The following is a 26,068-nucleotide window of genomic DNA, read 5'->3' on the forward strand; positions in this document are numbered from 1 at the left end:
GCGCCAGGACCATCGACGGCGTGATCGACGACTGGAACACGCCGCCCGCCGACGCCGCCGCGCACTTCGCCCGCAGGCTCGCCGTCGAGACCGACGTGAGCGACGTGCACGCCGCGCTGGAGTCCGGGACGCCCGGGTTCGTGCTGCTCGACAGCCGCAGCCGCGACGCCTGGGAGCAGGGGCACGTCCCCGGGGCGGTGCACCTGCCCGGCCGCGAGATCCCGCGGCGCGCCGCGGCCGAGCTCGACCCGGCGACCCCGGTGGTCACCTACTGCTGGGGGCCCGGCTGCAACGGCGCCACCCGAGCCGCCCTGGCGCTGGCCCTGCTCGGCTACCGGGTGCGCGAGATGATCGGCGGCTTCGAGTACTGGGCGCGGGAGGGCCTGCCTGTGGCGACCGCGGAGGGCGTCTCCCGGCCCGCCGTCGACCCGCTCACCGCCCCGGCCGGCGCCCGCTGCGGCTGCTGATCAGCCGAACGTCGGCGCCGGGTCGTCGGACAGCCGCGCCCACAGCAGCTCGTCGTGCTTGAAGCCGTCGCCGTAGCGGTAGGAGCGGCGGAGCCGGCCCTCGAAGGTGAAGCCGGCCTTCTCGGCGACCCGCGCGGAGGCGGTGTTCTCCGCCGCGTGGCACAGCTCCACCCGGTCGATCTCCAGGCGGGCGAAGGCCCAGCGGCAGGCGGCGTCGACGGCGACCGGGGCGATCCCCCGCCCCCGGGCCGCGGGGACGGTCCAGTAGCCGATCTCCGCGTCCGCCCGAGCTCGGTCGATGGAGTGCAGGGACACCGAGGCCAGCAGCGCGCCCCCGGCGTCGACGACGGCCCACGCGGCGCGGTCCTCGAGCGCCGGGTCCATCCGGATGCGGACCATCGCCGCGGCGTCCTCCCGCGAGACGGTGCCCGCCCCGCTCCACAGCCGGCAGTCGGGGTCCTGCAGCGCGGCGTAGACGTCCGGGACGTCGTCCTCCCGCCAGGGCCGCAGCCGCAGGGCACCGGCGGTCAGCTCGTCGGGGATCACGCGGGGCATCGTTCCCGACGGCCCGCCCCGCGCCGAGGCCCCCGGGGGCAGGGGATCCTCTCTCAGGCGGGGACGGAGACGCCGACGCCGCCCCGCGTGTGCGCGCCGTAGCGGGCGATCTCCCTGTCGAGGTCCAGCGGCGAGGTCATCGCGGCCCCCTCGGTGAGCTCGGGGGTGATGAGCTCGGCCGGCAGCAGCCAGGACACCTCGAACTCCAGGCCGTCCGGGTCCTGTGCGTAGAGGGCCTTGGTGGTCACGTGGTCGGACATCCCGACCAGCGCCCCGGCCTGCACCAGCGCATCGCGGATGCGGGCGAGCTCGGCGAGGGTGTCGACCTCCCAGGCCAGGTGGTAGAGGCCGACGGTGCGGCGGCCGGCCTCGGAGGCGCCCGCGCCCGCGCCGATCTGGAACAGGCCGAGGTCGTGGTCGTTGGTCGACCCCTCGGCCTGCAGGAACACCGCGGCACCGGGGATCTCCGTCTTCACGCGGAAGCCCAGGACGTCGCGGTAGAACGCATGGCTGCGAGCGACGTCGCGGACGTACAGGACGGCGTGGTTGAGGCGCTGGACGGGCATGGCGAGCTCCTGTCTCCCGGGTGGGCTGCACCCAGTGTGCGCCGACTTGCTTGAGACTTCAAGCATTGCTCCGGCCCGATCGGGTACGCCTCCGCCGTGGCAGGCACCGCCGGGACGCCCTCCCCGGTGGACGTCGTCGTCCCGGCGCCGCTGCGCTTCCTGCTGCCGGGACGGGACCGGCACCGGGGGATCCGGCGGGTGCAGTTCGACCCGGACGCCACCGTCGGCCACCTCGTGCAGGCCGCCGGGGTGCCGCTGACCGAGGTCGGGGACCTCCGGGTCGACGGTGCCCCCGCCGGCGCCTCCGACCGGACGCGCCCGGGCAGCACCGTGGAGCTCTCGGAGGCGCCCCGGCCGCAGTCGCTGCCGCCCGGCGGCTTCCTGCTGGACGTCGGGCTGGGCGCGCTGGCCCGCCGGCTGCGGCTGCTCGGCCTGGACGCCGCGTGGTCCAACGACGCCGACGACGCCGACCTCGTGGCCCGCGCGACCGCCGAGCAGCGCGCCCTGCTCACCCAGGACCGCGGCCTGCTCATGCGGCGGGCGCTCGGGCGGGCGGGGAGCGGACGAGCCGCCCTGGTCCGGGGCGCCCGGCCCGACGACCAGCTCGCCGACGTCCTCGACCGGTTCGCTCCCCCGCTCGCACCGCTGACCCGCTGCACCGCCTGCGGCGCCCGGCTGCAGCCGGTTGCCAAGGCCGACGTCGCCGACCGGCTGCCGGACGGCACCCGGCGGACCTACGACGAGTTCTCCCGCTGCCCTTCCTGTGACCGGGTCTACTGGCGCGGCGCCCACGCCCGCCGCATCGACGCCCTGGTCCGGACCGCGACCCGCTAGGTCGGCCCGCCGGGGCCACGGGCTGGCCCGCACGTGTCACCCCCGGCGGGCACAGACAGGAGCGCCCACCCACCCGCTCCGCCCCTGCGAGGCCGCCGTGTACCTGTCGAAGACCGAGGCCGCCGTCCTGCCGACCACGCTCGTCGGCGCGCCGAGACCGGCACCGACGGCGTCCGGACGGCGGCGGATCTGGCCGCTGCTGGGCCCGGCGTTCGTCGCCGCGGTGGCCTACGTCGACCCGGGCAACTTCGCGACCAACTTCTCCGGCGGCGCATCGTTCGGCTACACGCTGCTGTGGGTGATCGTCGCGGCCAACCTCATGGCGATGCTCATCCAGTCGCTGACCGCCAAGCTCGGGCTGGCCACCGGCCGGGACCTCGCCACCCTGTGCCGCGAGCAGCTGCCCCGGCCGGTGACGCGGGGGTTGTGGCTGCAGGCCGAGGCGGTCGCCATCGCCACCGACCTGGCCGAGATCGTCGGCGGCGCGGTGGCGCTGAACCTGCTCTTCGGCGTGCCGCTGCCGGTCGGCGGGGTCATCACGGCGGTGGTGGCGTTCGTGCTGCTGGCCGCGCAGTCCCGCGGGCACCGGCCGTTCGAGCGGGTGATCGCCGGCCTGCTGCTGGTGATCGGCCTGGGCTTCGGCTACACGCTGCTGGGCTCGGGCGTGGACGCCGGCGGCGTCGCCGGGGGCCTGGTGCCCTCGTTCGCCGGTTCGGAGAGCCTGCTGCTGGCCACCGGGATCCTCGGCGCCACCGTCATGCCGCACGTCATCTACGTGCACTCCGCGCTCACCCCGGGCCGCTACGGCGACGTGGTCACCGCCGGGCGCACCGCGAGCGGACGACGCCGGCTGCTGCGGGCCCAGCGGGTCGACGTCCTGGTGGCCATGGGGCTGGCCGGGCTGGTCAACGCCGCCATGCTGGTGATCGCCGCGCAGCTGTTCACCGCCGACGACGGCATCGCCTCGCTGGAGAGCGTGCACGCCGGGCTGGGCGACCAGCTGGGCACCGGCGCCGCGCTGGCCTTCGCCGTCGCGCTGCTCGCCTCCGGGTTCGCCTCCTCGTCCGTCGGCACCCACGCCGGCCAGGTGGTCATGGCCGGTTTCCTGCGTCGGCACGTCCCGGTGCTCGCCCGCCGGCTGATCACCCTGGCCCCGGCCCTGGCCGTGCTGCTGCTCGGCGGCGACCCGACCACCGCGCTGGTCTGGTCGCAGGTGGTGCTCTCCTTCGGCATCCCCTTCGCCCTGGTGCCGCTGCTGTGGCTGACCGCCCGCCGCTCGGTCATGGGCTCCTGGGTCAACCGCCCGGTCACCACGGTCGCCGGCGCGGTCGTCGCCGCGCTGATCATCGGCCTCAACGCCCATCTGCTGCTGGGCTTCGTCCTCGGCTGAGGGGGCCGCGCGGCGATCACGGGCCGGCAGACGGGCTAGGCTGGCACCACAACCGAACACACAGCAGGGGAGCGCTTCGGCGCTGAGAGTGCGGGATCCCGCAGACCCTCGAACCTGATCCGGGTCATGCCGGCGCAGGGAGTCTGGAGGAAGTCATGGCCGACCAGGCCGTCCGTCCGTCGTCGGCTGCGCCCACCGGGGCGCGTTCGCGCTGGCGCACCGTCGACATCGTCGTCACCGCCGTCCTGGGCGTCGCCTTCGGCGTCGTCTTCTGGGCCTGGGGCATGCTGTGGGCGGGCACCGGGACGGCGTTCGCCGCCTTCCCGCCCGGGCAGGCCCTCATGTACGGCGTCTGGCTGGTCCCGGCCGTGCTCGCCCCGCTGGTCGTCCGCAAGCCCGGCGCCGGCCTGTTCGCCGAGCTGGTCGCCGCGATCGTCTCCGCGCTGCTCGGCTCGGCCTGGGGGACGACGACGATCGTCTACGGCCTGCTGCAGGGCCTGGCCGGTGAGGCGGGCTTCGCCGCGTTCCGGTACCGCCGGTTCGGGTGGCCGCAGGCGCTGCTGTCCGCGGCCCTGGCCGGTGCGATGGCCGCCGTCCTCGACCTCCTCTACTACTACCCGGACTGGACTGCGGGCTGGAAGACGACCTACGTGGCGCTCGTCGTGGCCAGCACCGCCGTCATCGCCGGCGTCGGCGGCACGGCGCTGACCCGCGCGCTCGCCGCCAGCGGCGCCCTCTCGGCGTTCGCGTCCGGCCGCACCCGGGTCTGACGCTGACCGGTGGTTCCCCGGCCGCCGTCCGGCTGGCCGGGTGGGGCTTCCGGCACGCCACCCGGCGGGGGTGGGCGGTCCGGGACGTCGACCTGACCGTCGCCCCCGGCGAGCGGGTGCTGCTCACCGGCGCCTCCGGGTCGGGCAAGTCCACCCTGCTGCGGGCGCTGGGCGGGCTGCTGGAGCCGGAGAGCGGGGACGCCGTCGGCGAGCTGACCGTCGACGGCGAGCCGCCCGACCGGGGGCGGCAGCGCGTCGGCATGGTCTTCCAGGACCCCGACTCGCAGCTGGTCATGACCCGCGCCGGGGACGACGTCGCCTTCGGGCTGGAGAACGCCGGCACCCCTCCGGCCGCGATCGGGCCGGCAGTGGACGCCGCCCTGGCCGCGGTCGGGTTCGACCTCGGCCGGGACCGGCCGACGGGCGCGCTGTCCGGCGGGCAGAAGCAGCGGCTGGTGCTGGCCGGCGCGCTCGCCCCGCGGCCCGGCCTGCTGCTCCTGGACGAGCCGACCGCCCAGCTGGACCCGGCCGGCGCCGAGCTGGTCCGGGGGGCGGTGGCCCGGGCGGTCGCCGACCGCAGCGCCACGCTCGTCGTCGTCGACCACGACGCCGCGGCCTGGCTGCCGCAGGTCGACCGGGTCGTCGAGCTGCTGCCGGGCGGCGGGATCGCCGAGCAGGCCCCCGGGTGGGCACCGGCGCCGCTGCGGTTCCCCGACCGGCGCAGCTCCCCCGCCGGGCCGGTGCTGCTCGCCGCGGAGGCGGCCGGGTTCACCCACCGGGGCTCGCCCACGCCGGCGCTGCCGCCGACCGACGCCGTCCTGCGGGCGGGGCGCACCCTGGCGGTCACCGGCCCCAACGGCACCGGCAAGTCCACCCTGGCGCTGCTGCTGGCCGGCCTGCGCGCGCCCACGACCGGCCGGGTCACCGCCGGACCGGGCCTGACCGCGGGGCTGCGGCGACCGGACCGGCCGCCGTCCCGCTGGCGGGCCGCCGAGCTGGTCGAGCGGGTCGGCACCGTGTTCCAGCACCCCGAGCACCAGTTCCTCACCGGGCGGGTGCGCGACGAGCTGTCCCTGGGCCCCCGGCGCGCCGGCGCCGGACACGGGGCGGCCCACCGGCGCGCCGACGTGCTGCTCGAGCGGCTCGGCCTGGCGCCGCTGGCCGACGCCAACCCGTTCACCCTCTCCGGCGGGCAGCAGCGGCGGCTGTCGGTCGCCACGGCGCTGGCCACCCGCCCGCCGGTCCTGGTGCTCGACGAGCCCACCTTCGGCCAGGACCGCGACACCTGGTCGGAGCTGGTGGCGCTGCTGGCCGAGCAGCAGGACGGCGACCGAGCCGTGTGCCTGGTGACCCACGACGCGGACGTCGTCGCCGCGCTGGCCGACGACGTGCTGAGCCTCGGCACCCCGGTGGCGGTCCCGTGACCGCGCCGCTCGCCCTCGGACCGGTGCGCCCGGTGCCGCTGTCGGCGGTGAACCCGGTCGCCCAGCTCGGCGCCATCGCCGTCCTCACCGGAGTGCTGCTGGTGAGCGGCGACCTCGTGACCTCGGCGGTGGTGCTCGCCGCCGAGCTGTCGCTGCTGCCGGCCGCCGGGCTGACCACCCCGCGGGAGGTCCTGCGCCGGACCTGGCCGCTGCTGCTCAGTGCGGCCGGCGTCGCCTGGGTCAACGTCGCCTTCGGGGCACTGGACGGCGCGCAGGCCTGGCTCAGCGGCGCCACCTGGGCTCTGCGGGTCACCGCGCTGGCGCTGCCCGGGATCCTGTTGGTGGCCGCCACCGACCCGGTCCGGCTGGCCGACGCGCTCACGGTGCACTGGCGCGTGCCGGCGCGGTTCGCCTACGGCGCCCTGGCCGCGCTGCGCCTGGTGCCGCTGCTGGCGGCGGAGTGGGAGACCATCCGGCTGGCCCGGCGGGCCCGAGGTGTCGACGCCGGGGTGAGCCCGGTGGCCGCGGCGCGGCTGGTCGTGAGCACGGCCTTCGCCCTGCTGGTGGCCGCCATCCGCCGCGGCACCCGGCTGGCGGCGGCGATGGACGCCCGCGGCTTCGACTCCGACGTCCCCCGGACCAACGCCCGCGGCTCGGTGCTGCGCGCCCGCGACGGCTGGTTCGTCGCCGGCACGGTGGCCGTGTGCGCACTCGCCGTGGCGCTGAGCCTGGCCACCGGCGCCTGGGACCCGGTCCTCTCCGGCGGCTGACCCGGGTCCCACGACCGCCCGGTCCGGGGCGCTACCGTGCCGCCCGTGTCGACGCGCTACGTGGTGCTGCTGCGTGGCATCAACCTGGGGCGGGCCCGGCAGATGGGGATGGCCGAGCTGCGGGAGGCCCTGACCGCCCGCGGGCACGAGGGCGTCCGGACCCACCTGCGCAGCGGCAACGTCGTCCTCGACAGCCCGCTGCCCGCCGACGAGCTCGCCGCGGACGTCGAAGCGGCGCTGCGTGAGCGGTTCGGCTTCGAGGTCCCGGTCGTCGTCCGGACCGGGAGCGAGGTCGCCGACCTGGTGGCCGCCGACCCGCTCGGCGCCGTCGCCACGGACCCCGCGCGCTACCTCGTCACCTTCCTGCCCCGGCCACCCGACCCGGACCGGGTGGCCGCGCTGCCCCCGGCCGACCGCGGCGAGTACCGGGTCACCGGCCGCGAGCTGCTCCTCTGGCTGCCCGACGGGATCGCGAACACACCGCTGGCGTCCTGGCGGTGGGACGCGTTGCTCGGCGTGCCCGGGACCTCGCGGAACTGGAACACCGTCCGGAAGCTGGCCGAGCTGGGCGCCGTGTGACTCCTGCAACAGTCAGGTTTAGCGAGCATCCCGGGGAGCCATACGCAGGTGTTCGGCTCGCCCGCGGGCCGCAGCGAGGCGCGCCTCCGGGCGACGAGCACGTGAGGGGACCAGCGGCGTGACACGGGAGACGGCCGGGCCGGTCTGGCCGTCGGCCACCCCCCCGGCGGCCCATGGCGGACTGCAGTGGGAGCTCACCGACGTCGCCGAGCTGCCGCGGGTGCGGGCAGACCTGCGCCGGCACCTCGGTGCCGCCAACCCGGTCGCGGTCGACCTGCGGGACAGGCTGGTGCTCGCCCTCGACGAGATGGCGTCCAACGCGCTGCGGCACGGCGGCGGCCACGTGGCGGCGGCGCTGCGCCCGACCGGGTCCGGCTGGTTGATCGAGGTCTCCGACAGCGCCGCGGCCACGCCCCCGACCCCCGCGGTGGGCCGCGACCCCAGCGAGGGCGGCCTCGGCCTGTACCTCATCGCCGAGCTGGCCACCGACCACGGCTGGTACGTGTCCGCCGGCACCAAGCACGTCTGGGCCGTGCTCGCCTCCTGAGAACGGCCCTGTCCAGGCCGGTTCGCGGTCGGCCCCGTTCAGAGGCTCGCCACGAGCTTGCGAGCGGTGAGGAGGACGGGGTCCTTCTACTGGGGGTGCAGGCGGATGGCGACCAGCGCGATGTCGTCCTGCAGGCCCTCCGGCCGCAGGCGCTCGATGACCGCGTCGCAGAACCTCTCGAGGGGCAGGCTGCCCAGCTCGCCGAGGGCACCGCGCAGCCGGGCGATGCCGTCGTCCAGCGGGAGGTCGCGCCCCTCCACCAGGCCGTCGGTGTAGAGCAGCACGGTGGCCCCGCGGCGGAACGTCACCGTCTGCTCGCTGCGCCGGGTGGCCGGGTCGACCCCCAGCATGAGCTCCGGACGCCGCCCGGCCAGCTCCTCGACCCGGCCTTCGGCGTGCAGCAGCAGTGGCGGCGGGTGCCCGGCGTTCGACCAGCGCAGGGTGGTCAGGCCCGCGGCGCGCTGCTCGGGGGACTGCTCGACCCGCGCGACGGCGGCGGTCGCCATCGTGCGCATGCCCAGCCCGTGGATCGCGGCGTCGAGGTCGGTGAGCACGCCGGCCGGGCCGACGTCGGGCCGGTGGGCGATGCCGCGCAGCATCCCGCGCAGCTGCCCCATGGCGGCTGCGGCCGCGGTGTCGTGGCCGACGACGTCCCCGATGACCAGCACCGCGGACCCGCCCGGCTGCAGGAAGGCGTCGTACCAGTCGCCGCCCACCTCGGCGACCTCGACGGCGGGCAGGTACCGCACCACGATCTCCGCCGAGTCCGGCGCCGGGGGCTCGGTGAGCAGGCTGCGCTGCAGGCCCTCGGCGAGGCTGCGCTGCTGCTCGTAGAGGCGGGCGTTGTCCACGGCCAGCGCCATCCGGGAGGCGACCTCCTGGGCGGCCGCGACGTCGTCGGCGTCGGGCTTCGGCCGGTCCGCGGACCGGTAGACGCTCAGCGCGCCGAGCGTGCGCCCGCGGGCGGACAGCGGCAGGGTCACCGCCGTCCGCGGCGCGAGCTGCCAGAAGACGTCGGCCGCCGCGCCGTCCAGCGTCCTGCCGACGGTCGCGCCCACGTCGTCCACGGTCAGCGTCCGGCCCGAGGCCAGCGCGCGCATGACCGGCGCGTCGGGCCGGATGGCGGCCAGCCGGAGGCCTGCGTAGCGCTCCACCGTGGGCCGGAGGGCGGGGTCGCGGTGCCAGGAGCCGACGTCCCGCATCCGCCCGTCCTCGCCCGCGAGGCTGACGATCGCCCAGTCACCCAGCACCGGCACGACCGCCTCGGCCAGCCGCTGCAGCGCGGTCTCCACGCCCTCCCCGGCGGTCAGCGTCCCGGCCGTCACCGCGCTGACCTCGGCGATCACCGCCAGGCGGGCCGCGCCGGCGCGGGCGCGCTCCTCCGCCGCCCGGCGCTCGCTGACGTCGAGGAAGTACACCGACACGCCGTCGGGGCCGCCCCACGCCCGCACCTCGTACCAGGCGTCCAGCGGCGCCGGGTAGTAGGCCTCGAAGACCCGCTCCTCGCCGGCGGCCGCCGCCCCCCGGTAGTGGACCTCGAACTCGCTGCCCACGGCGTGCGGGTACAGCTCCCAGATGTCCCCGCCGAGCAGCTCCCCCCGGGAACGGCCCAGCACCCGCTCGGCCTCGGCGTTGACGTAGGAGAACCGCCACTCCCGGTCCAGGGCGAAGAAGGCGGCGTTCATCGACTCGAGCACCCGGGCCACGCGGGCGTCGGCCTGCCGGCGGTCGGTGGTGTCGTAGCCGGCCCCCAGCAGGCGGACGGCGACCCCGTGGGTGTCGACGAGCGCGCGGCCGCGGCCCTGCACCCAGCGGGTCTGCCCGGAGGGGAGCACGACCCGGAACTCGGCGTCGTAGTCGCCGCAGTCGTCGATGGCGCCCTGCAGGGCTGCCATGGTCCGGTCCCGGTCGTCCGGGTGGACGCGGGCGGCGAAGGCGTCGATGGTCTCGTCGAACGACGCGCGGTCGTAGCCGAAGATCGCCAGCAGCCGGTCGTCCCAGGTCAGGTGGCCGGTGACGAGGTCCCAGTCGAAGCTGCCGATCCCGGCGGCGTCGATCGCGAGGTCGAAGCGCAGGCGGGCGAGCTCGGGGTCGGGCATCCCGACGGCCGGACGCGGCCGGTCCGCGCTCACGTCTCGACTCACTCGCATTCCAGGGGGCCGGGGCTGACGCGGCACGGCCGCGGCTTCGCCGGCACCAGTGGGGAGACGGCCGACAGTCCTTTGTCTCACGACCGCCGCCTCCCGGCCACTCGGTGTGGCGTGATCGACATCCCGGTCGAGCCCCGCCCCGGGGGCAGGGCAGGCGGGACCCGGAGCGATCGCCGGGCGATCGCGTCGTGGAGCGTTCCTCCACGCTGGGCAACGAGCGGGTACCCGGCCGGTTACGGCCCGGCCGTGGAAGAGCCGAACGGCGGGCGCCCCGGTCCGGTGGGGCGCCCGCCGTTCGGGCGGGGAGGCGGACGGGTCGTCGTCCGCCGGCACGAGGGTCACGTCCTGCGTGCGGGCGTCCAGCGTTCCCTGCCCGTCGAGCGCGTCGGCTCCGTGCGGCCCGGCCGGTCTCCGGCGTCGACTCCGGCCGCGCCGGGAGGAACCCGGCGGCGCGTCCCGCGACGGCACCCGGCGAGGTCGTGCCGGTCGGACCCGGGGGCGCGGGTGCCGGCGGTGACCTGGTCCCTCTCCGGAGCGGTGGCCCGGTGCCGGCAGCCGGCCGACCAGCGGTCTGCGCCTCCCTGGAGGGTCCGCGCGCTGCGTCGGGGCGCAGTCGGCGGGAGGTCGAGGCGAGTACCGGTGGTGCGGGACGACTGGGGCGGCGGGTGCCACCGCAGGAGGGGACGGCCAGGGGCGGTGCGAGGTCGGCCAGGAGGAGCGAGACGGTGCCGAGGCGACGGTCGCGGTCACCGGAGGGGAAGGCGGTGACCGGCAGCCGGCGGGCTGGCGGGGGTGCGGTGGACGGCGTCCGCGGCGAGGGCCGTGGTCGCGCCGGGATCAGCCGGACGGCGATCCCCGGGCGGGCGGTGGACGCGGGTCGCCCCGCGCGCGGGCCGGACCGGAGGCCCGGGGCGTACCTCGGCGGTGCCCGGCCGGCGCGGATCCCGGGGTGGGGGTGGGCCGCGGTGCCGGCACCTGCCGGGCGAGCGGGGCGACCACCGGGACGCGGGGCGGGGCGACCGGCCGGGGAGCCCGGGCCGGGGCCGGCCGGGGGGGCCCGGCCGGACGGAGCGCCGCAGCGGGGGAAGGCGCCACGGGCTGGATCGTGGGGGTGTTCGGCAGCTCGGTGAGCACCACCGGGCCGTCGGGGCGGGGCGCCGGGGGGACCGGGCGGCCCCACGCGAGGTGGGCGCCGCCGGGTCCGGCACCCCACAGGGCGAGCCGCCGGACGAGCGCGCGCAGCCGGGCGCGCAGGGTCGGCCGCGGCGGCTCGACGGGAGCGGGCCGGGCGGATCCGGCGGCGGGCCCGCTGGACGGCGCGGCCGCGGCGGAGGGCGCCGGCGCGGCGGACGCCGGCGCGACCGGGCGGGGCCGCGGCACCGGCACCGGCCGGGCGGCCGGGAGGCCGCGGACCGGCCGCCGGACGGCACCCGGGCGCAGCACCGCCGCCCGTCCCGGCCGGGGCCGCCGCAGGGGCAGCTCCTCGGCGCGCTCGAGCACGTCGAGCAGGCCGCTGAGGGTCAGGTCGTCCGCCACGTGGGACGCGCGGGTCACGGGTGCCCGGTCCACCGCCATGACGTCCTCCTGCAGGTAGTCGCCGCGGCTGGGGAAGGTGCCGCGGACAAGGAGAAAGGTAGGGACGGCGGCCCGCGCGGACGGCCGTTCGGGACACGTCCCGGAGGGCGCGTGACCGAACCGTTGCAGCGGCCCGTCCGGGCGGTCGGCGACCCCTCGTCCGCACCGCTGCCTTGTCGACAAGCCGTGCGGTCCCGAGCGTGGGAGGCCCTGGTGAGGGCCTCGGTCACCCGGGGACACACCCCGGCGCGCCGGCGTGTCGGAGGGGGAGCGACGCCTCGCCCGGGCCGCTGACACGATGGCCCGGTGGCCGACCGCACCCCCCTGGTGATCGACACCGACCCGGGCATCGACGACGCGCTGGCGATCCTGCTGGCGCTGGCCAGTCCCGAGGTGGACCTGCGGCTGGTGACCACGGTGCACGGCAACGTCGAGCTGACGCAGACGACCGAGAACGCGCTGCGCGTGCTGCACCTGGCCGGTCGGTCCGACGTCCGGGTCGCCGCGGGGGCCCGTGACTCCCTGGTCTACCGCCAACCCGAGCGGGCCGGGCACGTGCACGGCGGTACCGGGCTGGGCGGCGTGGAGCTGCCGCCGTCGCCGGCCGCCGTCGACCCGCGGCCCGCCGTGGTGGCCCTGGCCGAGCTGCTGCTGACCTCGGAGAAGCCGGTGACCGTGGCCGCGATCGGCCCGTGGACGAACATCGCCCTGCTGCTGGCCACCTATCCGGAGGCCGCCGACCGCATCGGCCGGCTGGTGCTCATGGGCGGCTCGGCCGGCCGGGGCGGCAACGTCACCGCGGCCGCGGAGTTCAACGTCTGGGCCGACCCGGAGGCCGCACAGCGGGTGCTGGGCTCGGCGGTGCCCACCGTGCTGGTCGGGCTCGACGTCACCCTCCCGACGGTGCTGGACGACGACGGCATCGCCCGGTTCGCCGCAGCCGGCCCGATCGGGGCGACGGCGGCCGCGGTGCTCCAGCAGTACGTGGACCACGCCCGCACCCGGTACGGGACGACCGGCGTCGTCGTGCACGACGCGCTCGCGCTGACCGAGGCGATCGCGCCCGGCACGCTGGGCACCGTCCGGCGGGACGTCGTCGTCGACACCACCCTGGGCGCCGGCCGCGGCCAGACGCTGGTCGACCGCCGCCGGGTGTCGGACTCCCCCGCCGCCGTCGAGGTGGCCGAGACGGTGGACACCGCGGCCGCGGTGGAGTTCCTGGTCAGCCGGCTGGAGGCGCTGAGCCGGGGCGCCCGCTGACCGGGCCACCGCCCTGCGTCGACTCCACGATGCCCGCGGCGATCTCCCGCAGCTTGCGGTTGTAGCGCTGCGAGGCGTCGCGGAGGATCTCGAACGCCTGGTCGGCGTCGACCCGGCGCTGGGCCATGAGCACCCCCTTGGCCTGCTCGATCACCGCCCGCGACTCCATCGCCAGCCGCATGTTGCGGGTCTGGTCGGCGAGCCGCTCGTGGGCGTCGGCGTTGGCCACGGCGACGGCGATGGCCTCGGCCACCGACGTGCCGACCGCCTCCGACTCCGGCGCGGCGAAGGCCGCCGGCTTCGTGGAGTACACGTTGAGCGCGCCGATCACGGTGCCCTGGTACGGCAGCGGTACGGACAGCGAGCTGTGGACGCCGACCTCGATGACGCGTGCGGTGTAGTCCGGCCACCGCTGCTCGTCGCGCATGTCGTCGACCCGCAGCACGACCCCGCCGCGTCCGGCGTCCATGCACGGGCCGTACCCGCGCTCGTACTGCATCTCGTCGGCGGCCAGGGCCATCTCGCCGTGGTGCGCGGCGGTGAACGCCTTGTCCCCGCGGACGAGGGTGATGGAGGTCGACTCCGCACCCGGGATGGCGCGGTTGGCCAGCTCGGTGATCTCGCCCAGGACGTCGGCGAGGCTCCGGTCGGCGAGCACCACCCGAGTCAGGTCGCGCAGCAACTCCTCCACGGGCGCCAGTCTGCCGTGCCCGCCCGCTCCTGAGGACCCGTGTCTCGTCCGCACCCGCACCCGCCGCTGCAGGACTCGGACCTTTCGGTCAGGATGGGTCTCGGACTGGGCGCCGACGGGCCGCTGGTCCGCTCAGTTCGGCGAGGAGGTCGCGATGGGGCAGGAGCCGTGGCCGCACACTGCGGTCCCCTCCCTGCCCGGCGACGTCTGGCACTGGGCGCTGGACACGATGCACGTCGTCTCCCGGGTCCGCGCCGACCTGCGCGCCCGCATCGCCCACCCCTCGGTCTGCTCCTCCTCCACCGAGGACGCCCGCGACGGCCTGCTGCTCGTGTTCGAGGAGCTGGCCTCCAACGCCCTGCGGCACGGGGGCGGCGCCGTCCGGGCCCTGGTGGTCGCCGGCACGGACGGCTGGCTGCTCGACCTCAGCGACGAGGCCCCGGACCGGCCCCCGGTCCCCGCCGTCGACCGCGACCCCGCGCTGGGCGGTATGGGCCTGCACCTGGTCGCCCAGCTGTCCACCGAGTACGGCTGGGAACAGCGGCCCGGGCGCAAGCACGTGTGGGCCCGCCTCCCCAACGGCCGCGAGCCGCTGGAGACCGCCCAGGAGTGGCTGCCCGAGCCGCGGGCCCCGGAGGTCCCCCGAGAATGACGTCGTCGCCCTCCGGACGACACCGCGGTGACACTGTCGTCCCCGACCTGCGCTGAGCCGAACCCACGAACTCGTCGGGGAGCCTCCGGCCCCCGCTCCTCCCCCGTGCCCCGCAGGGCGACGCACCTCAGGCCTTGTCGCGGCCAGCACGCGTGACCGCGGCGCAGAACCGGTCGTGGTCCTCGCGCACCTCCGCCATGGGCCCCAGCACCTCCTCCTGCGCCACCACGTCCACCGCGGCGCGCAGCCGCTGCTCGGCCCGCCGCGCCCTCCGCCGGGCCCGCAGCCGCACGAACGGCCGCGCCACCAGTGCCAGCAGCGCCCCGGCGAGCAGCCCCCCGACCAGCAGGAGCGTCGGGAGGGGCAGCCCCTCCACGCGGGGCAGCGGGACGACGTCGTCGAGCTGGAGCAGACCCAGGACGACCAGGCCCAGCAGCCACAGCGCGCCGGCCAGCGCCACGAGGGTGAGCAACCACTGCAGGCCCCCGACCCCGCGCTGCCACAGCGGCGTGCGCTGCGGGCCCAGGTCGGTGCCGGCGACGGCGCGGTCGAGCCGGTCGGCGAGCACCTGCTCGGAAGCCTCGACGGTGCGCCGCAGGTCGTCCCGCCAGGCCTGGGGCAGGCCCTCGCCGGCGGCCTCGCGGGCCTCCCGCACCGCCCGCGTCACGCCCGCCTGCTGCACGGCACCGGCCTGCGGCAGCGACGTCCGGCTGCCCTCGTCCCCGAGGTGCAGCCGCTCCAGGGGGTCGGCGCGCAGCTTGCGGGTCCACCGGACGACGGGCCAGCCGGTGGTCGCGGTCCCGTCGCGGCGCACGGAGCGCTCGACGGCGGCGGCGACGGTCGGCACCCCGGCGGCATCGGCCAGCGCGGCGGTCAGCTGCTCGCGCTCCCGCCGGCCCACCCCGGGGCCGGGGTCGCCGCACTGGGTCGACAGGGCGCCCGCCACCTCGCCGACGTCGGCCCGGAGCCGGTCGGTGGCCGCCCTCCGGGCCGACACCCGCCGGGCGAGCTCGGCTCGCAGCTCGCCGACGCCGGTGCCGGTGCGCGCCGACACCGCCAGCAGTGGGGTCGCCGCCAGCCCCTCCCGGTCCAGCAGGGCCCGCAGGTCCTCCAGGCAGGCCCGCGCCGACGCGGGGTCGAGCCGGTCGACCTGGTTGAGGACGACGAGCAGCACGCCGGCGTGCCCGGCCAGCGGCACGAGGTAGCGCTCGTGGACGGCGGCGTCGGCGTACTTCTCCGGGTCGAGCACCCACACCAGCACGTCGACCAACTGCACCAGCCGGTCGACCTCCAGCCGGTGCTCGAGCTTGACGCTGTCGTGGTCGGGCAGGTCGAGCAGGACCAGGCCGTCGAGCGTGGGCTCGGCCGCGTGCCGGTGCCGGCGGGGCACCTCCAGCCAGTCCAGCAGCCGGTCGGCGCCGTCCTCGCCCCAGACGGTGGCGTGTGCGACCCCGGTCGTCGGCCGGCGGATGCCCGGCGTGCTCACCTCCGCTCCGGAGAGCGCGTTGAACAGGGTGGACTTGCCGCTGCCGGTCGCCCCGGCCAGCGCCACGACGGTCGCGTCGCCGAGCGCCTCGCGGGCGCCGGCCTTGGCCAGCAGCGCGCGGGCCCGCCCCACCAGGCTGGCCTCCCTGCCCACCCCCAGCCGGCCCTCGGCCACCTCGACGGCCTCCCGGAGGGCCGCCAGCCGGTCGGCCAGCGGCGGCGTCCCGCGCCTCACCGGCCGCTCCGGGCGGCGCCGAGGGTGGCGGCGGCGGCGCGCAGCCCGGCGGCGTCGTCCGGCGCCGGGCCGACGGCGTCCACCAGGTCGTCGAACCGGCCCTGCTCGTAGCGGAGCAGGGAGTCCGCGCGGGCCTGCAGGTCCTCCCGCGCCCGGGCGGCCAGGTCCCGGACGGCGGCGTCGCCGAACACGGCCTCCAGCAGCCGCTGGCCGAGCGCCGTCGTCCCGCCCGCGACGGCGACCTCGCCCCCGGTCAGCCCGCCGGTCTGCGCGAAGACCGCGACCATGACGACCGCGCCCGCGCCGTTGACCCCCCAGGAGAGGACGCGGGCGCGGGTGCGCTTGCCGGCGCCCTCCTCGCGGACCAGGTCGAGCACGTACCCCTGCCAGTCGCGGACCTGCGCGGCGGCGGCCTCGGGGAAGTCCTCGGAGACCCGCTCGAGGTCCTCGTCGCTCGCGGCCAGGAGCGCCGGGCCGCCCGGCAGCGCCCGCCAGGCGGTGACCGTCCGCTCGGCGGCGCGGTCGGCCTCGGCCCGCAGCAGCGTCTCCACGCTGGACTCCAGGGCGCCGGTGAGGTCCTCGGCCGGGGTCGGGCGCCCGGTCAGCGCGGCGGTGACCCGGTCGCGCAGCCGGCCGATCGAGCTCTGCAGCGAGCGCATCCACTCCCCCGTGCCGACGAACTCCTGCCATCGGGCGAGCACCTCCCCGCGCAGCAGGCTGCCGCTGCGCACGCCCTCCTCGACGCCGTCCCCCGCGGCCGTGTACGCGGCGGCCGCGGCGGCGCGCAGCGCGGTGGCGGCGTCGGCCTGCTCGTCGACGGCCGCGGCGATGCCGGCCACCCGCTCCTCCAGGCTGGCCAGCGCGCCGGTGAGGGTCTGCCGGACGACCGCCGCCCGCTGCTCCTGGTCGACGGCGAGCCCGTGCAGCCACTGCCGCAGCGGGGCGACCTGGTCCTCGGGGAGCCGGCCGTCGACCAGCGGCCGCTCCTCGACGACGAACAGCCGGACCCCCGAGAGGCCGGCGCGCTCGAGCATCCCGGCGAGGTCGGGGGCGATCTCGCCCGCGGCACCGACCGGCACCCGGTCCAGCACCACGGCCAGCGCGGTGCCGCGCTCCTGGGCGGTCCGCAGCACGTCCCAGGGGACGGCGTCGGCGTAGCGGGCGGCGGTGGTGACGAAGACCCACAGGTCGGCGGCGGCCAGGAGCTGGGCGGCGAGCTCGCGGTTGGACTCCACCACCGAGTCGACGTCCGGCGCGTCGAGCAGGGCGAGCCCGGGCGGGACGTCGTCCCGAGCGACGAGCTGCAGCGTTCCGGAGCCCCCGGCCGCGCCGGTGACCCGGGCCAGGCCGGGGAGGACGCGGTCCCCCTCGAAGGCGGGCAGGTCGGCGCGGGCGCAGACCAGCACCGGGGCGCGCGTGGTGGGCCGGAGCACGCCCGCGGTGGTCACCGGCGCGCCGACCAGGCTGTTGACCAGGGTCGACTTCCCCGCGCCGGTGGAGCCGCCCACCACGGTGAGCAGCGGGGCGTCGAGGTCGCGCAGGCGCGGCAGGAGGTAGTCGTCGACCTGCTCCACCACACCGCGGGCGGCCCGGCGGGCCGGCTCGCTCCCGGGGGTGGCCAGCCCGAGCGGAGCGGCCGCGACGGCGTCCCGGAGGGCGACCAGGGCCTCGGGCAGGCGGGCGGGGAGGGTCACGTCCAGGGGACTGCCCCGCCACCGCCGTCCTCAGTCCTCGCCGCGACCCGCGCGTTCCTCGCGCAGTGCCTGGAAGACGCGGCGGCGCAGCCGGTCCTGCTCCCGCTCGGGGAGGTCGAGGAAGCGCAGGGACAGCTGCCACCGGGCGCCGCGGGTCCGCTGGCGCACGACCTCGGCGCGGGTGGTGAAGACTCCCTCCTCCAGCTCCAGCGTGACGCCCACGGTCTCGCCGGGCAGCGGCGGGTTGCCGCAGGCCTCCGCGACGCAGCGCGTGCCGTCCTCGCTCAGGTCGCGGCTCTCCCCCTCGAGGTCGACGCCGTGGACGGCGAGCACGAGGGGGCGGACGACCCGGGCGCGGACGGCCTCCCGGCGCTGGGTGTGCTCGGCCGGGCCGGTGACGGTCAGGTGCCAGCGCGGCACGGCGCCGCGCGCGACGGTGGCGACGTCCGCGGGCAGGATCCAGCCGCCGACGCCGTCGCGCCAGAAGACCTGCACGCGGTCGCCGACGCGGACCACCTGTTGGTCGACGGACTCCGTGCTGGAGGGCCGGACGACGAGCGCCGTGTCCCCGCAGGTCTCGACGCGGGTGCTCACGCAGACCCGGGAACCGGCGACCGTCAGCTCGGCCTCCGCGTCCGCCCCCGGGCGGAGGTCCCCCGCCACGACGTCCATCCGCGCTCCGTTCCGTTCCGCGACACCGCAACCCTGCGGATGGCGCGCCGCATGGAACGGTAACCGCCGTTGCGGGGCGCAACCGTGCCGCGACGGTCTTCCCACCCCGTGGGGTCAGGCGGTGCCCCGGGGCCTGACCCCGCGCCGCGTGGGAGGACCCCGCTGTCGTCAGGCGGAGTCGCTCACCGGGGCGTCCCCGTGCTCCTGCCGGGCACAGTGCGCGCAGCAGTAGAAGGAGCCCGCCACGACCACCCCGTGGCCGATGACCGTGCACCCGCAGTGCTCGCACACCGGCGCCATCTTGGAGATGGCGCACTCGAAGCTGTCGAAGGTGTGCCGCGCGCCCTGGGCCACCACCTCGAACGCCATCTCGTAGTCGTTGCCGCAGACCTCGCAGACCGCCATGGCCCCTCCTCGTCGTCCGGGCCCCGGGAGTTCCCGCGCACCGGCCCCCGGACACCCGGCGGTCAGCGCCGCCGCGGACGGAAGCTGCGCCGGACGCGCCGCCACCGGTTCGGCGTCCGCTCGGCGTCGAGCAGCTCGGTGTCGGCGAGCACCCGCTCGACCGGGCCGAGGTCCGGCGCCCGGAACGGCACCAGCGAGCGGCCGACCGGCCGGCGCAGGCTCTCCACCGCCTGCACCAGGGAGCCGTCGCAGCCGGCGACGGCCTCGGCGACGGCCTTCGGGGGGACCCCGAGGTGCTCGCCGAGCAGCCGGTCGCGGAAGCCGGTGATCGTCGCGGCCAGCTCGTCGCGACGCGGATCGGCGCCGCGGGCCTCGATCGACAGGTCGCACTCGGTGTCGAGGCCCATCGACCGGTTGTTGAGGTTGGACGAGCCGATCCGCAGCAGCCGGTCGTCGACCACCATGACCTTGGCGTGCACGTACACCGGCCGCCGTCCGGCGGTGACCGGCACGTACAGCCGGAACCGGTCGTGCACGTCGGCGTCCCGGACGAGCGCGAGGAGCTTGGCGCGGGCGGTGCCCATCGCCTTCTCCTCCAGCCAGCCGTCGGCGCTCTCCGGGTTGACGACGACGACCTCCGGCCCGTCGTCCTCGCGCAGCCGCTCGGCGATCGCCTCGGCGATCCGGCGGTTGGCGAAGTACTGGCTCTCGATGTAGACGGTGTGCCGCGCACCGGCGATCGCGGCCAGCCACAGCAGCTCCACCTCGTGCACGAGGGGGTCGTCGCCGTGCTCGGGGCGGGTCCGGGAGATGGCGACGTCGACGTCGGTGAGCAGCGGCTCGACCTCCGGCGGCCAGCACGCCTCCACGTCGAGAACCGGCTCCAGGCGGCGGCCGGTGCCGCTCGCCCAGCGCTCGCGGGCCAGGTCGCCGAGCGCGCGGGCGGCGGGCCCGGACACCAGGCTGGTGACGTCGTGCCAGGGCCCGGTGGGCCGGTGCGTCGAGGGACGGCGGCGCAGCGGCTGCCGGTCGAGGTGCTCGGGGGTGTCCCAGCGGTCGGCGGTCACGTCGATGCCGCCGGCGAAGGCCAGGCAGTCGTCGATCACGACGATCTTCTGGTGGTGCGCGCCGCCCACCGGGTGGTGGGTGTCGACGGTCATGGTCAACCGGGACGGCGTGCGCCGGTTGAGCAGCACGATCGGCGCCACCCCCCGGCCGAGGGCCAGCAGCATCCCGTAGTCCCACTGCAGGACGCCGATCTCCAGCTGCGGGTTGGCCTTGACGGCGTCCTCGAGCACCCGGCCCAGCTTGTCCGCGCGCCGGGCGCCCGTGCGCCGCCGTCCGGAGCCGCGCGGGTCCAGGCGGATCCGCGGGTCGAAGTCCCAGCCGATGAACAGCACCCGCCGCTCGGCACGCAGCACCGCGCCCTTGAGCGCCGCGAAGTAGTCCGCGGCGTCGACGAACACCGCGTGCCGCTCGGCCCGCTCCACCCGCCAGCAGGTCTCACCCGGGACCAGGAGGTCCTCCGCGGCGACCGGTCCGAGCCCCCCGTCTGCCACCCCGGTCAGCCGTTGCGGCGGAGGAAGCCCGACACGAAGTCGCGCAGGCTCCGGGTTGGCCGCAGCCAGGCGCCGTCCGGCGGCAGGGCGTCGAGCCGCACGCGGTCCAGCGGGGCGGCGAAGGCGCCCGGCACGTCCTCGATGTCGATGAACTCCAGCAGGTCCGACCCGATCGCGTAGCCGGCGACCTCGCTGAACGCGACGACGACCACCTGGGTGCCGGCCCGGGCCAGCTCCTCCAGGGGCTCGGCGAAGTTGCGTCCGTCCCCGGAGAAGACGACCAGCCGGCGCAGCCGGTGGCTGTGCTGACGCACCGCGATGTGGTCGAGCATGTCCTGGTCGATGTCGTCGTCCGGCTGGCTCTTGGGCCGGGCGAAGACGGCGAACCCGAAGCTGCGCAGCGCCTCGACCCACCGCTGCAGCGAGCCGACGACCGGCGGGATGTTGGCGAACACGCACGCCTCGACCTCGGGCGCGTCGGGCGCCCCCGGGTCGCCCGCGCCCTCCACGAACCAGGCGGCGATGGCGTCGAAGCGCGGCCGGGAGGCGGCGGTCGGGCGGGCGCCGATCACCGTCGACAGGGTCATGTCGATGTTGGGCGCGTCCCAGATGAGCAGGTCCAACGCCGGGCGGGCCCGGCCCTCGGGCGCGCTCGCGGCGGTGTCCGCGTCCGGCTCGGCGGCCAGGTCCAGGTCGAGGTCGCTCACGGGGGCAGTCTGCCGGGTCGAGGACGCAGCGGTGGACGGCGACGCGGCCGGGCGCGGCGGACCGGCCGGTGCGGTGGCCCGACGGGACACCCTCCGGCGGAGGCGGGACGCGGTCACCAGCCGGCCGTCACCGGCGTCCCTGCAGGGCCAGGGCACAGGAGTCGCCGCCGGCCTCGCGCACCCGGGACGCCCAGCGGGGGACGTCGTCGGCGGGCATCGGCCGGGCCACCAGGTAGCCCTGGGCCAGGTCGCAGCCGGCCTCCCGGACCATCCGCAGGTGCTCGGCGGTCTCCACGCCCTCGGCGACCGACCGGATGCCGAGGGTGCGGGCCAGGGAGACGATCGCGGCCAGCACCGCGCCGGTGCCGCCGGCGGCCAGCCGGGCCGCCGCGGTCAGCAGCGAGCGGTCGATCTTCAGCGTGCCGATGGGCAGGGCGAGCAGCTGGGCCAGGGAGGACCAGCCGGTCCCGAAGTCGTCGATGGCCACCCGGACGCCGAAGTTGCGCAGCACCGACAGCTGGTCCTCGGCGCGGGTGGGGTCCTCGGCGACGCTGGTCTCGGTCAGCTCGAGGACCAGCCGCTCCGGCGGCAGGCCGGAGTCGTGCAGGGCCACGCGGACGTCGTGGACCAGCGTCTCGGCGGAGAAGTGCCGGGCGCTGATGTTGACCGACATGCGCAGCGGCAGGCCCTGCGCCGCCCACGCCGCCGCCTGCCGGGTGGTCTCCCCCAGCAGCCAGCGGGTGATGGGGATCAGCTGGCCGGTCTCCTCGGCCACCGACAGGAACGCGTCCGGGGTGAGCAGCCCGCGCTCGGGGTGGTTCCAGCGCAGCAGCGCCTCCACGCCGTCGATCTCGCCGGTGTCCGCCCGGACCACCGGCTGGTAGTGGACGACGAACTCATCGACCGCGCCGTCCCGCAGCCGGTTGGCCACCTCCAGCCGCCAGCGCGCGGCCTCGCGCAGCCCCGGGGTGAACAGGTGGATGCGGTCGCGGCCGGACCCCTTGGCGGCGTAGGCCGCGGCGTCGGCGTCGCTGAGCAGCTGGTGCGCCTGCTGGGGGCCGGGCTGCGCGGAGGCGACGCCGATGCTGGCCGACAGCGGGACGGAGATGCCGTTGGCGACGAACGGGCGGACGAACGACGTCTGCAGCCGGAACGCCAGCGCCGCGGCCTCGGAGGTGTCGCACCCGCGGGCCAGGACGAGGAACTGGTCGCCGCCGAGCCGGCCGACGGCGTCGGTGGGGCGCACCTGGTCGGCCAGCCGCCCGCCCACCTGGCGCAGCAGCTCGTCGCCGACCTCGTGGCCGAGGGAGTCGTTGACCGTCTTGAAGCCGTCGAGGTCGAGGAAGAGCAGCGAGGCCCGGGCGTTCGGCTCGGAGATGGCCTCACCGATCAGCTGCAGCAGCCGCGAGCGGTTGGGCAGCCCGGTCAGGTCGTCGTGGCTGGCCTGCCAGGCCAGCTGCTCCTGTACCTGGACCCGCTCGGTGATGTCGGTGTGGGTGATGACCACCTGCCCGGAGGGCTCGACCCGGGCGGCCTGCAGCCGGAACCAGTTCTGGTCGGGCCCCATCGGGTGGGCGTAGTCGTGGACGAACGCGTGGTCCACCGTCCCCGGGCCACCGGTGAGGAGCTCGCCGATCCCGGCGGAGATGGTGCGCAGGTCTGCCAGGGCGAGGTTCTGCGACAGGGTCTCCAGGTAGGCGTCCCCGATCCGGCCGGGCCGCAACCCCGCCGCGCGGATGATGTCGCTGGCCGCGAGCCAGCGGCGGTTCACCGAGGCGATCCGGCCGTCGGGGTCCAGCAGCACGGTGGCCTGGGGCAGCGCCTCGAGGACGGCGGAGAGCTGGTGCAGCTCCGCCGCGGTCCGCCGCTCGCTGCGGCGCTCCTCGTCGACGTCGCGGAGGATGGCGGTCAGCCCGTCGGCGTCGGCGAAGGCCCGGATCTCGTACCAGCGGCCGTAGGGGACGTAGAAGTACTCGAAGCTGCGCGGCCGCCTGTCGCGCAGGACCGCCCGGTACTCGTCCTCGATGACGGTGCCGCGGACCTCGGGGAAGAGCTCGAAGGCGAACTCCCCGAGCATGTCGTCGACGTCCCGGTCGAACAGCTCCGCCGCGGCGGCGTTGACGTACGTGAACCGCCAGTCGCGGTCGAGGCGGTAGACGGCGTCGGGTACCGGCGACAAGGGGTCGGCTGGCGCGAGGTGCCCACTCCGGACGTGTCCGTGCACTAGCCGCTCTCTCTCCCCCTGCGGTGTCACGCCGGCCCCGGTCGGTGGGACGACGCCACGGTCCGTCCCCCCACGGCTCCGGCGTCCGACGCAGTACCGAGGGTAACGGCACGCATGTAATTCAGGCAGCCTCCACTGTCGCCCGGTCCACGATCCGGCGCACCGCCGTCCCGGCCGGGAGGGTGCCGAGCGCCGGGCTCCAGTCCCCGGCCAGGCGGGTGGCGCAGAACGCGTCGGAGACCTCGTCCGGGGCGAACCGCAGCAGCAGCGAGCCCTGCAGGCAGAGGGCGAGCAGGGCGGCGACGCGGCGGGCCCGCATCGGCAGCTCGTCGGGATCGGCCAGCTCGCCGGCCAGCCGGCCGACCGCGGCGTCCAGCCGCGGGTCGGCTCCGCGGGCGAGGTCGATCTCGGCGCGGACGGCGGCCAGGGCGTCCGAGGAGCGACCCATCGCCCGGAGCACGTCGAGGGCGATGACGTTGCCCGAGCCCTCCCAGATGGAGTTCAGCGGGGCCTGGCGGTAGAGCCGCGGGAGCCCCGACTCCTCGACGTAGCCGTTGCCGCCGAGCACCTCCATGGCCTCCGCGACCGCGGTCGGGGTGCGCTTGCAGACCCAGAACTTCGCGGCGGCCCCGGCCAGGCGGAGGAGGTCGGTCTCCCCCGCGTCGACGGCCGCGGCCAGCCGGATGGCCAGCGCCGTGGCCGCCTCGCTCTCCACGGCGAGGTCGGCGAGCACGTTCTGCATCAGCGGCTGGTCGGCCAGCAGCGCACCGAAGGCCCTCCGGTGGCGGGCGTGGTGGATCGCCTGGGTGAGCGCGGCGCGCACCGTGGCGGCCGACCCGAGCACGCAGTCCAGCCGGGTCGCGTTGACCATCTCGATGATCGTGGGGACCCCGCGGCCGGGTTCCCCCACCAGCCAGGCCGTCGTCCCCTCGAACTCCACCTCGCTCGAGGCGTTGGAGCGGTCGCCGAGCTTGTCCTTGAGCCGCTGCAGCCGGAACACGTTGCGGCTGCCGCCGGCCAGCACGCGGGGGACGAGGAAGCAGGAGAGGCCCTCGGGGAGCTGGGCGAGGACGAGGAAGAGGTCGCTCATCGGGGCGCTGGTGAACCACTTGTGGCCGGTCAGCGCGTAGGTGCCGTCGGCGTTGGGGACGGCGCGGGTGGTGTTGGCGCGGACGTCGGAGCCGCCCTGCTTCTCGGTCATGCCCATCCCGGCGACGAGACCGCGCTTGCCGGTCGGCTCGGCGAGCCCGAACTCGTAGGCGGTCGCGGTGAGGCCGGGCTCGTAACGGGCCATCAGGTCGGGCGCGGCGCGCAGCGCGGGGACGGCGGCGTAGGTCATGGTCACCGGGCAGGCGTGGCCCATCTCGACCTGGGTCCAGCCGAGGTGACCGACGGCCCGGCGCACGTGCGCGTGTGCCTCGGGAGAGGTCCACGGCGCGCCGGCGAGGCCGTTCTCGACGGCGGTGCGCATCAGGTCGTGCCAGGCGGGGTGGAACTCGACCTCGTCGACGCGGTGCCCGTAGCGGTCGTGGGTCCGGAGGCGCGGCGGGTTCTCGTTGGCCAGCCGGCCCCACTCCTGCGCCTGCTCGCTCCCGGCCAGCGCACCGAGGGCCTTGAGCGACTCCAGGGTCGCGGTGTCCGCGTGCCGCACGCAGGCCGCGGCGAGGACGGCGTCCCCGGCGATCGGGTCGTGGCCGGCCAGCGGCGGGACCTGGTTGGTGACCTCGTGCGTGACACCCATGGCGGCACCGTACGACGGGGCGGTTCCACGTGGAACGCGCCCGCCGCGGGGCTACCGGGCGGCCGGTCGCAACCCTCCGCCGCCGTCTTCGCCGCCGCCGCTGCGGCGCCCGGCGGTCAGCGACCGACCGCGGGGATCGTCACCTCCCGCTCCCCGAAGCGGGCCCTCAGCGGCTTCGTCGGCGTGATCCCCTGCGGCACCTCCACCACGGTGACGTGCCCGCTCATGTCCGCGGAGCAGACGTCCCGATCAGCGAACAGCGGACCAATGCGTATCTCGATCTCCTGCTCGGCGACGACCTCGATCCCGTACGGCCCGCTGGGACAACTGCTGCTGCCGAAGGTGACCACCGCGAGGTACCGGCCGTCGTTGACCCACGCGACCGAGGGCTGGAAGGACGGCCACCCGCCGGGATCGGGCGGTGTCCACGGGTCAGCGGGCGGCCGCGTCGGCACGTACTCCCCCAGGTCGGGAGACGGCGGTGCGGGGGACGGCTCGGGGAGCACCTGGATGTCGGGTCCGGGTACCGGCGTGAGCACGAACTCCCGCGCTTCAGGCGTGTCCCCTCCGAGCGCGAACGCCGCCACGTGGGGCAACGGCGCACCCGGTCCACCCACGCCGGTGCCGCACGCGGCCAAGGCGAGCGCGGCGACCAGGAGGGCCGGTACCGGCACCAGTGGCAGCACCGGCCGGGGTCCGTCCACGACCCGCATGGTGCGGCGCGCCGGTCTCGCCGTCCACCAGGTCCGATGGCTCGCAAGGCCAGCGCATGCCGACACCAGCACATACGGACGCGCGCCGACCTGCAGCGACAGGCGGGTCGGCGGCGTCAGGCTGCTGCGGGTAGGGGTGGGCCGGTGGGGATCTCGTGCCGTCGGGGCGCCGGGTGCGCCGGCGTCCGTCGGGTCGTCGGTCGGCGCGAAGCCGTGGTGGACCTTGGTGTGGTGCCGCTCGCAGAGGAGAGCACTGCTCTCCAGGCTGGTCTCGCCGCCGTGGATCCACTCCAGCAGGTGGTGGACGTCACACCACCAGGTCGGCGCGCCGCAGCCGGCGAACACGCAGCCACCGTCGCGCACCTCCACCGCCCGCCGGGGATGCGGAGGGACCAGGCGGAGG

24 protein-coding genes and 1 riboswitch are annotated in these 26,068 nt (G+C 76.6%); of the genes, 10 read left to right on the top strand and 14 right to left on the bottom strand.

The window, feature by feature from the left end:
- Nucleotides 1–20 precede the first annotated feature (20 nt).
- The gene (locus ACI782_RS03885; RefSeq protein ID WP_456906283.1) at nt 21–467 is read left to right on the top strand and encodes a rhodanese-like domain-containing protein; all 447 of its coding nucleotides are present in this window, start codon (nt 21–23) and stop codon (nt 465–467) included.
- Here the strand turns inward: ACI782_RS03885 and ACI782_RS03890 are convergent, their stop codons facing one another.
- Both ACI782_RS03890 and ACI782_RS03895 read right to left on the bottom strand, forming a co-directional pair.
- Nucleotides 468–1,022 (bottom strand): GNAT family N-acetyltransferase, encoded by a 555-nt coding sequence (locus tag ACI782_RS03890; protein WP_456906285.1) that lies wholly within the window; start codon nt 1,020–1,022, stop codon nt 468–470.
- Nucleotides 1,023–1,075: 53 nt separating this feature from the next.
- Nucleotides 1,076–1,588 carry a VOC family protein gene (locus ACI782_RS03895; RefSeq protein WP_456906287.1) on the bottom strand — a complete coding sequence of 171 codons (513 nt, stop codon included), beginning with the start codon at nt 1,586–1,588 and terminating at the stop codon, nt 1,076–1,078.
- A gap of 96 nt (nt 1,589–1,684) precedes the next feature.
- Between ACI782_RS03895 and ACI782_RS03900 the strand changes: the two genes are divergently transcribed.
- The 7 genes from ACI782_RS03900 to ACI782_RS03930 all read left to right on the top strand — a co-directional run bounded on the left by ACI782_RS03900 (nt 1,685) and on the right by ACI782_RS03930 (nt 7,902).
- The gene (locus ACI782_RS03900) at nt 1,685–2,422 is read left to right on the top strand and encodes a Mut7-C RNAse domain-containing protein (RefSeq protein ID WP_456906289.1); all 738 of its coding nucleotides are present in this window, start codon (nt 1,685–1,687) and stop codon (nt 2,420–2,422) included.
- A 97-nt stretch (nt 2,423–2,519) separates the two neighbouring features.
- Nucleotides 2,520–3,812 (top strand): Nramp family divalent metal transporter, encoded by a 1,293-nt coding sequence (locus ACI782_RS03905; protein WP_456906291.1) that lies wholly within the window; start codon nt 2,520–2,522, stop codon nt 3,810–3,812.
- Between the two features lie 55 nt (nt 3,813–3,867).
- Nucleotides 3,868–3,971: riboswitch (TPP riboswitch) on the top strand.
- Nucleotides 3,968–4,582, top strand: a complete 615-nt coding sequence (locus ACI782_RS03910; protein ID WP_456906293.1) for an ECF transporter S component — start codon at nt 3,968–3,970, stop codon at nt 4,580–4,582. It overlaps the preceding riboswitch by 4 nt.
- Before the next feature lie 92 nt (nt 4,583–4,674).
- Complete coding sequence (locus tag ACI782_RS03915) at nt 4,675–6,006, top strand: ABC transporter ATP-binding protein (protein WP_456906778.1); 1,332 nt, start codon at nt 4,675–4,677, stop codon at nt 6,004–6,006.
- Nucleotides 6,003–6,776, top strand: coding sequence for an energy-coupling factor transporter transmembrane component T family protein (locus tag ACI782_RS03920; RefSeq protein WP_456906295.1), 774 nt, complete (start codon nt 6,003–6,005; stop codon nt 6,774–6,776). Before ACI782_RS03915 ends, ACI782_RS03920 begins: the two co-directional genes overlap by 4 nt.
- A 45-nt stretch (nt 6,777–6,821) precedes the next feature.
- Nucleotides 6,822–7,355: a DUF1697 domain-containing protein gene (locus ACI782_RS03925; RefSeq protein WP_456906297.1), complete on the top strand. Its 534-nt coding sequence runs from the start codon at nt 6,822–6,824 to the stop codon at nt 7,353–7,355.
- Between the two features lie 118 nt (nt 7,356–7,473).
- Nucleotides 7,474–7,902 carry an ATP-binding protein gene (locus ACI782_RS03930; RefSeq protein ID WP_456906299.1) on the top strand — a complete coding sequence of 143 codons (429 nt, stop codon included), beginning with the start codon at nt 7,474–7,476 and terminating at the stop codon, nt 7,900–7,902.
- Nucleotides 7,903–7,988: 86 nt separating this feature from the next.
- On the opposite strand, the gene ACI782_RS03935 is transcribed toward ACI782_RS03930, so the two are convergent.
- The gene (locus ACI782_RS03935; RefSeq protein ID WP_456906301.1) at nt 7,989–10,034 is read right to left on the bottom strand and encodes a SpoIIE family protein phosphatase; all 2,046 of its coding nucleotides are present in this window, start codon (nt 10,032–10,034) and stop codon (nt 7,989–7,991) included.
- Between the two features lie 855 nt (nt 10,035–10,889).
- Nucleotides 10,890–11,627: a hypothetical protein gene (locus tag ACI782_RS03940; protein ID WP_456906303.1), complete on the bottom strand. Its 738-nt coding sequence runs from the start codon at nt 11,625–11,627 to the stop codon at nt 10,890–10,892.
- A 306-nt stretch (nt 11,628–11,933) separates the two neighbouring features.
- Here ACI782_RS03940 and ACI782_RS03945 point away from each other — a divergent pair, with 306 nt between their 5' ends.
- Nucleotides 11,934–12,887: a nucleoside hydrolase gene (locus ACI782_RS03945; protein ID WP_456906305.1), complete on the top strand. Its 954-nt coding sequence runs from the start codon at nt 11,934–11,936 to the stop codon at nt 12,885–12,887.
- Here ACI782_RS03945 and ACI782_RS03950 read toward each other — a convergent pair.
- Nucleotides 12,850–13,578: an ANTAR domain-containing protein gene (locus ACI782_RS03950; RefSeq protein ID WP_456906307.1), complete on the bottom strand. Its 729-nt coding sequence runs from the start codon at nt 13,576–13,578 to the stop codon at nt 12,850–12,852. The genes ACI782_RS03945 and ACI782_RS03950 overlap by 38 nt on opposite strands.
- 154 nt (nt 13,579–13,732) lie before the next feature.
- Between ACI782_RS03950 and ACI782_RS03955 the strand changes: the two genes are divergently transcribed.
- Nucleotides 13,733–14,230 (top strand): ATP-binding protein, encoded by a 498-nt coding sequence (locus ACI782_RS03955; protein ID WP_456906309.1) that lies wholly within the window; start codon nt 13,733–13,735, stop codon nt 14,228–14,230.
- Nucleotides 14,231–14,357: 127 nt separating this feature from the next.
- Here ACI782_RS03955 and ACI782_RS03960 read toward each other — a convergent pair whose 3' ends face one another.
- The 9 genes from ACI782_RS03960 to ACI782_RS04000 form a co-directional block, all read right to left on the bottom strand.
- Nucleotides 14,358–15,950 carry a GTPase gene (locus ACI782_RS03960; protein WP_456906311.1) on the bottom strand — a complete coding sequence of 531 codons (1,593 nt, stop codon included), beginning with the start codon at nt 15,948–15,950 and terminating at the stop codon, nt 14,358–14,360.
- A complete protein-coding gene (locus tag ACI782_RS03965) occupies nt 15,947–17,644 on the bottom strand; it encodes an ABC transporter (RefSeq protein ID WP_456906313.1) in 1,698 nt (565 codons plus the stop codon). Before ACI782_RS03965 ends, ACI782_RS03960 begins: the two co-directional genes overlap by 4 nt.
- Before the next feature lie 30 nt (nt 17,645–17,674).
- Nucleotides 17,675–18,316 (bottom strand): flagellar brake protein, encoded by a 642-nt coding sequence (locus tag ACI782_RS03970; RefSeq protein WP_456906315.1) that lies wholly within the window; start codon nt 18,314–18,316, stop codon nt 17,675–17,677.
- Between the two features lie 168 nt (nt 18,317–18,484).
- Nucleotides 18,485–18,721 carry a hypothetical protein gene (locus ACI782_RS03975; RefSeq protein ID WP_456906317.1) on the bottom strand — a complete coding sequence of 79 codons (237 nt, stop codon included), beginning with the start codon at nt 18,719–18,721 and terminating at the stop codon, nt 18,485–18,487.
- Between the two features lie 62 nt (nt 18,722–18,783).
- Entirely contained in the window at nt 18,784–20,280 is a 1,497-nt protein-coding gene (locus ACI782_RS03980) for a phospholipase D-like domain-containing protein (RefSeq protein WP_456906319.1), read from the bottom strand.
- 5 nt (nt 20,281–20,285) lie between these two features.
- Nucleotides 20,286–20,987 carry an NYN domain-containing protein gene (locus tag ACI782_RS03985; RefSeq protein WP_456906321.1) on the bottom strand — a complete coding sequence of 234 codons (702 nt, stop codon included), beginning with the start codon at nt 20,985–20,987 and terminating at the stop codon, nt 20,286–20,288.
- 127 nt (nt 20,988–21,114) lie between these two features.
- The gene (locus ACI782_RS03990) at nt 21,115–23,166 is read right to left on the bottom strand and encodes a putative bifunctional diguanylate cyclase/phosphodiesterase (RefSeq protein WP_456906323.1); all 2,052 of its coding nucleotides are present in this window, start codon (nt 23,164–23,166) and stop codon (nt 21,115–21,117) included.
- 166 nt (nt 23,167–23,332) lie between these two features.
- Complete coding sequence (locus tag ACI782_RS03995; RefSeq protein ID WP_456906325.1) at nt 23,333–24,952, bottom strand: acyl-CoA dehydrogenase family protein; 1,620 nt, start codon at nt 24,950–24,952, stop codon at nt 23,333–23,335.
- Between the two features lie 116 nt (nt 24,953–25,068).
- Nucleotides 25,069–25,656, bottom strand: a complete 588-nt coding sequence (locus ACI782_RS04000; RefSeq protein ID WP_456906327.1) for a hypothetical protein — start codon at nt 25,654–25,656, stop codon at nt 25,069–25,071.
- Nucleotides 25,657–26,068: the final 412 nt, after the last annotated feature.

The sequence above is a fragment of the Geodermatophilus sp. SYSU D00703 genome (genome assembly GCF_054050155.1).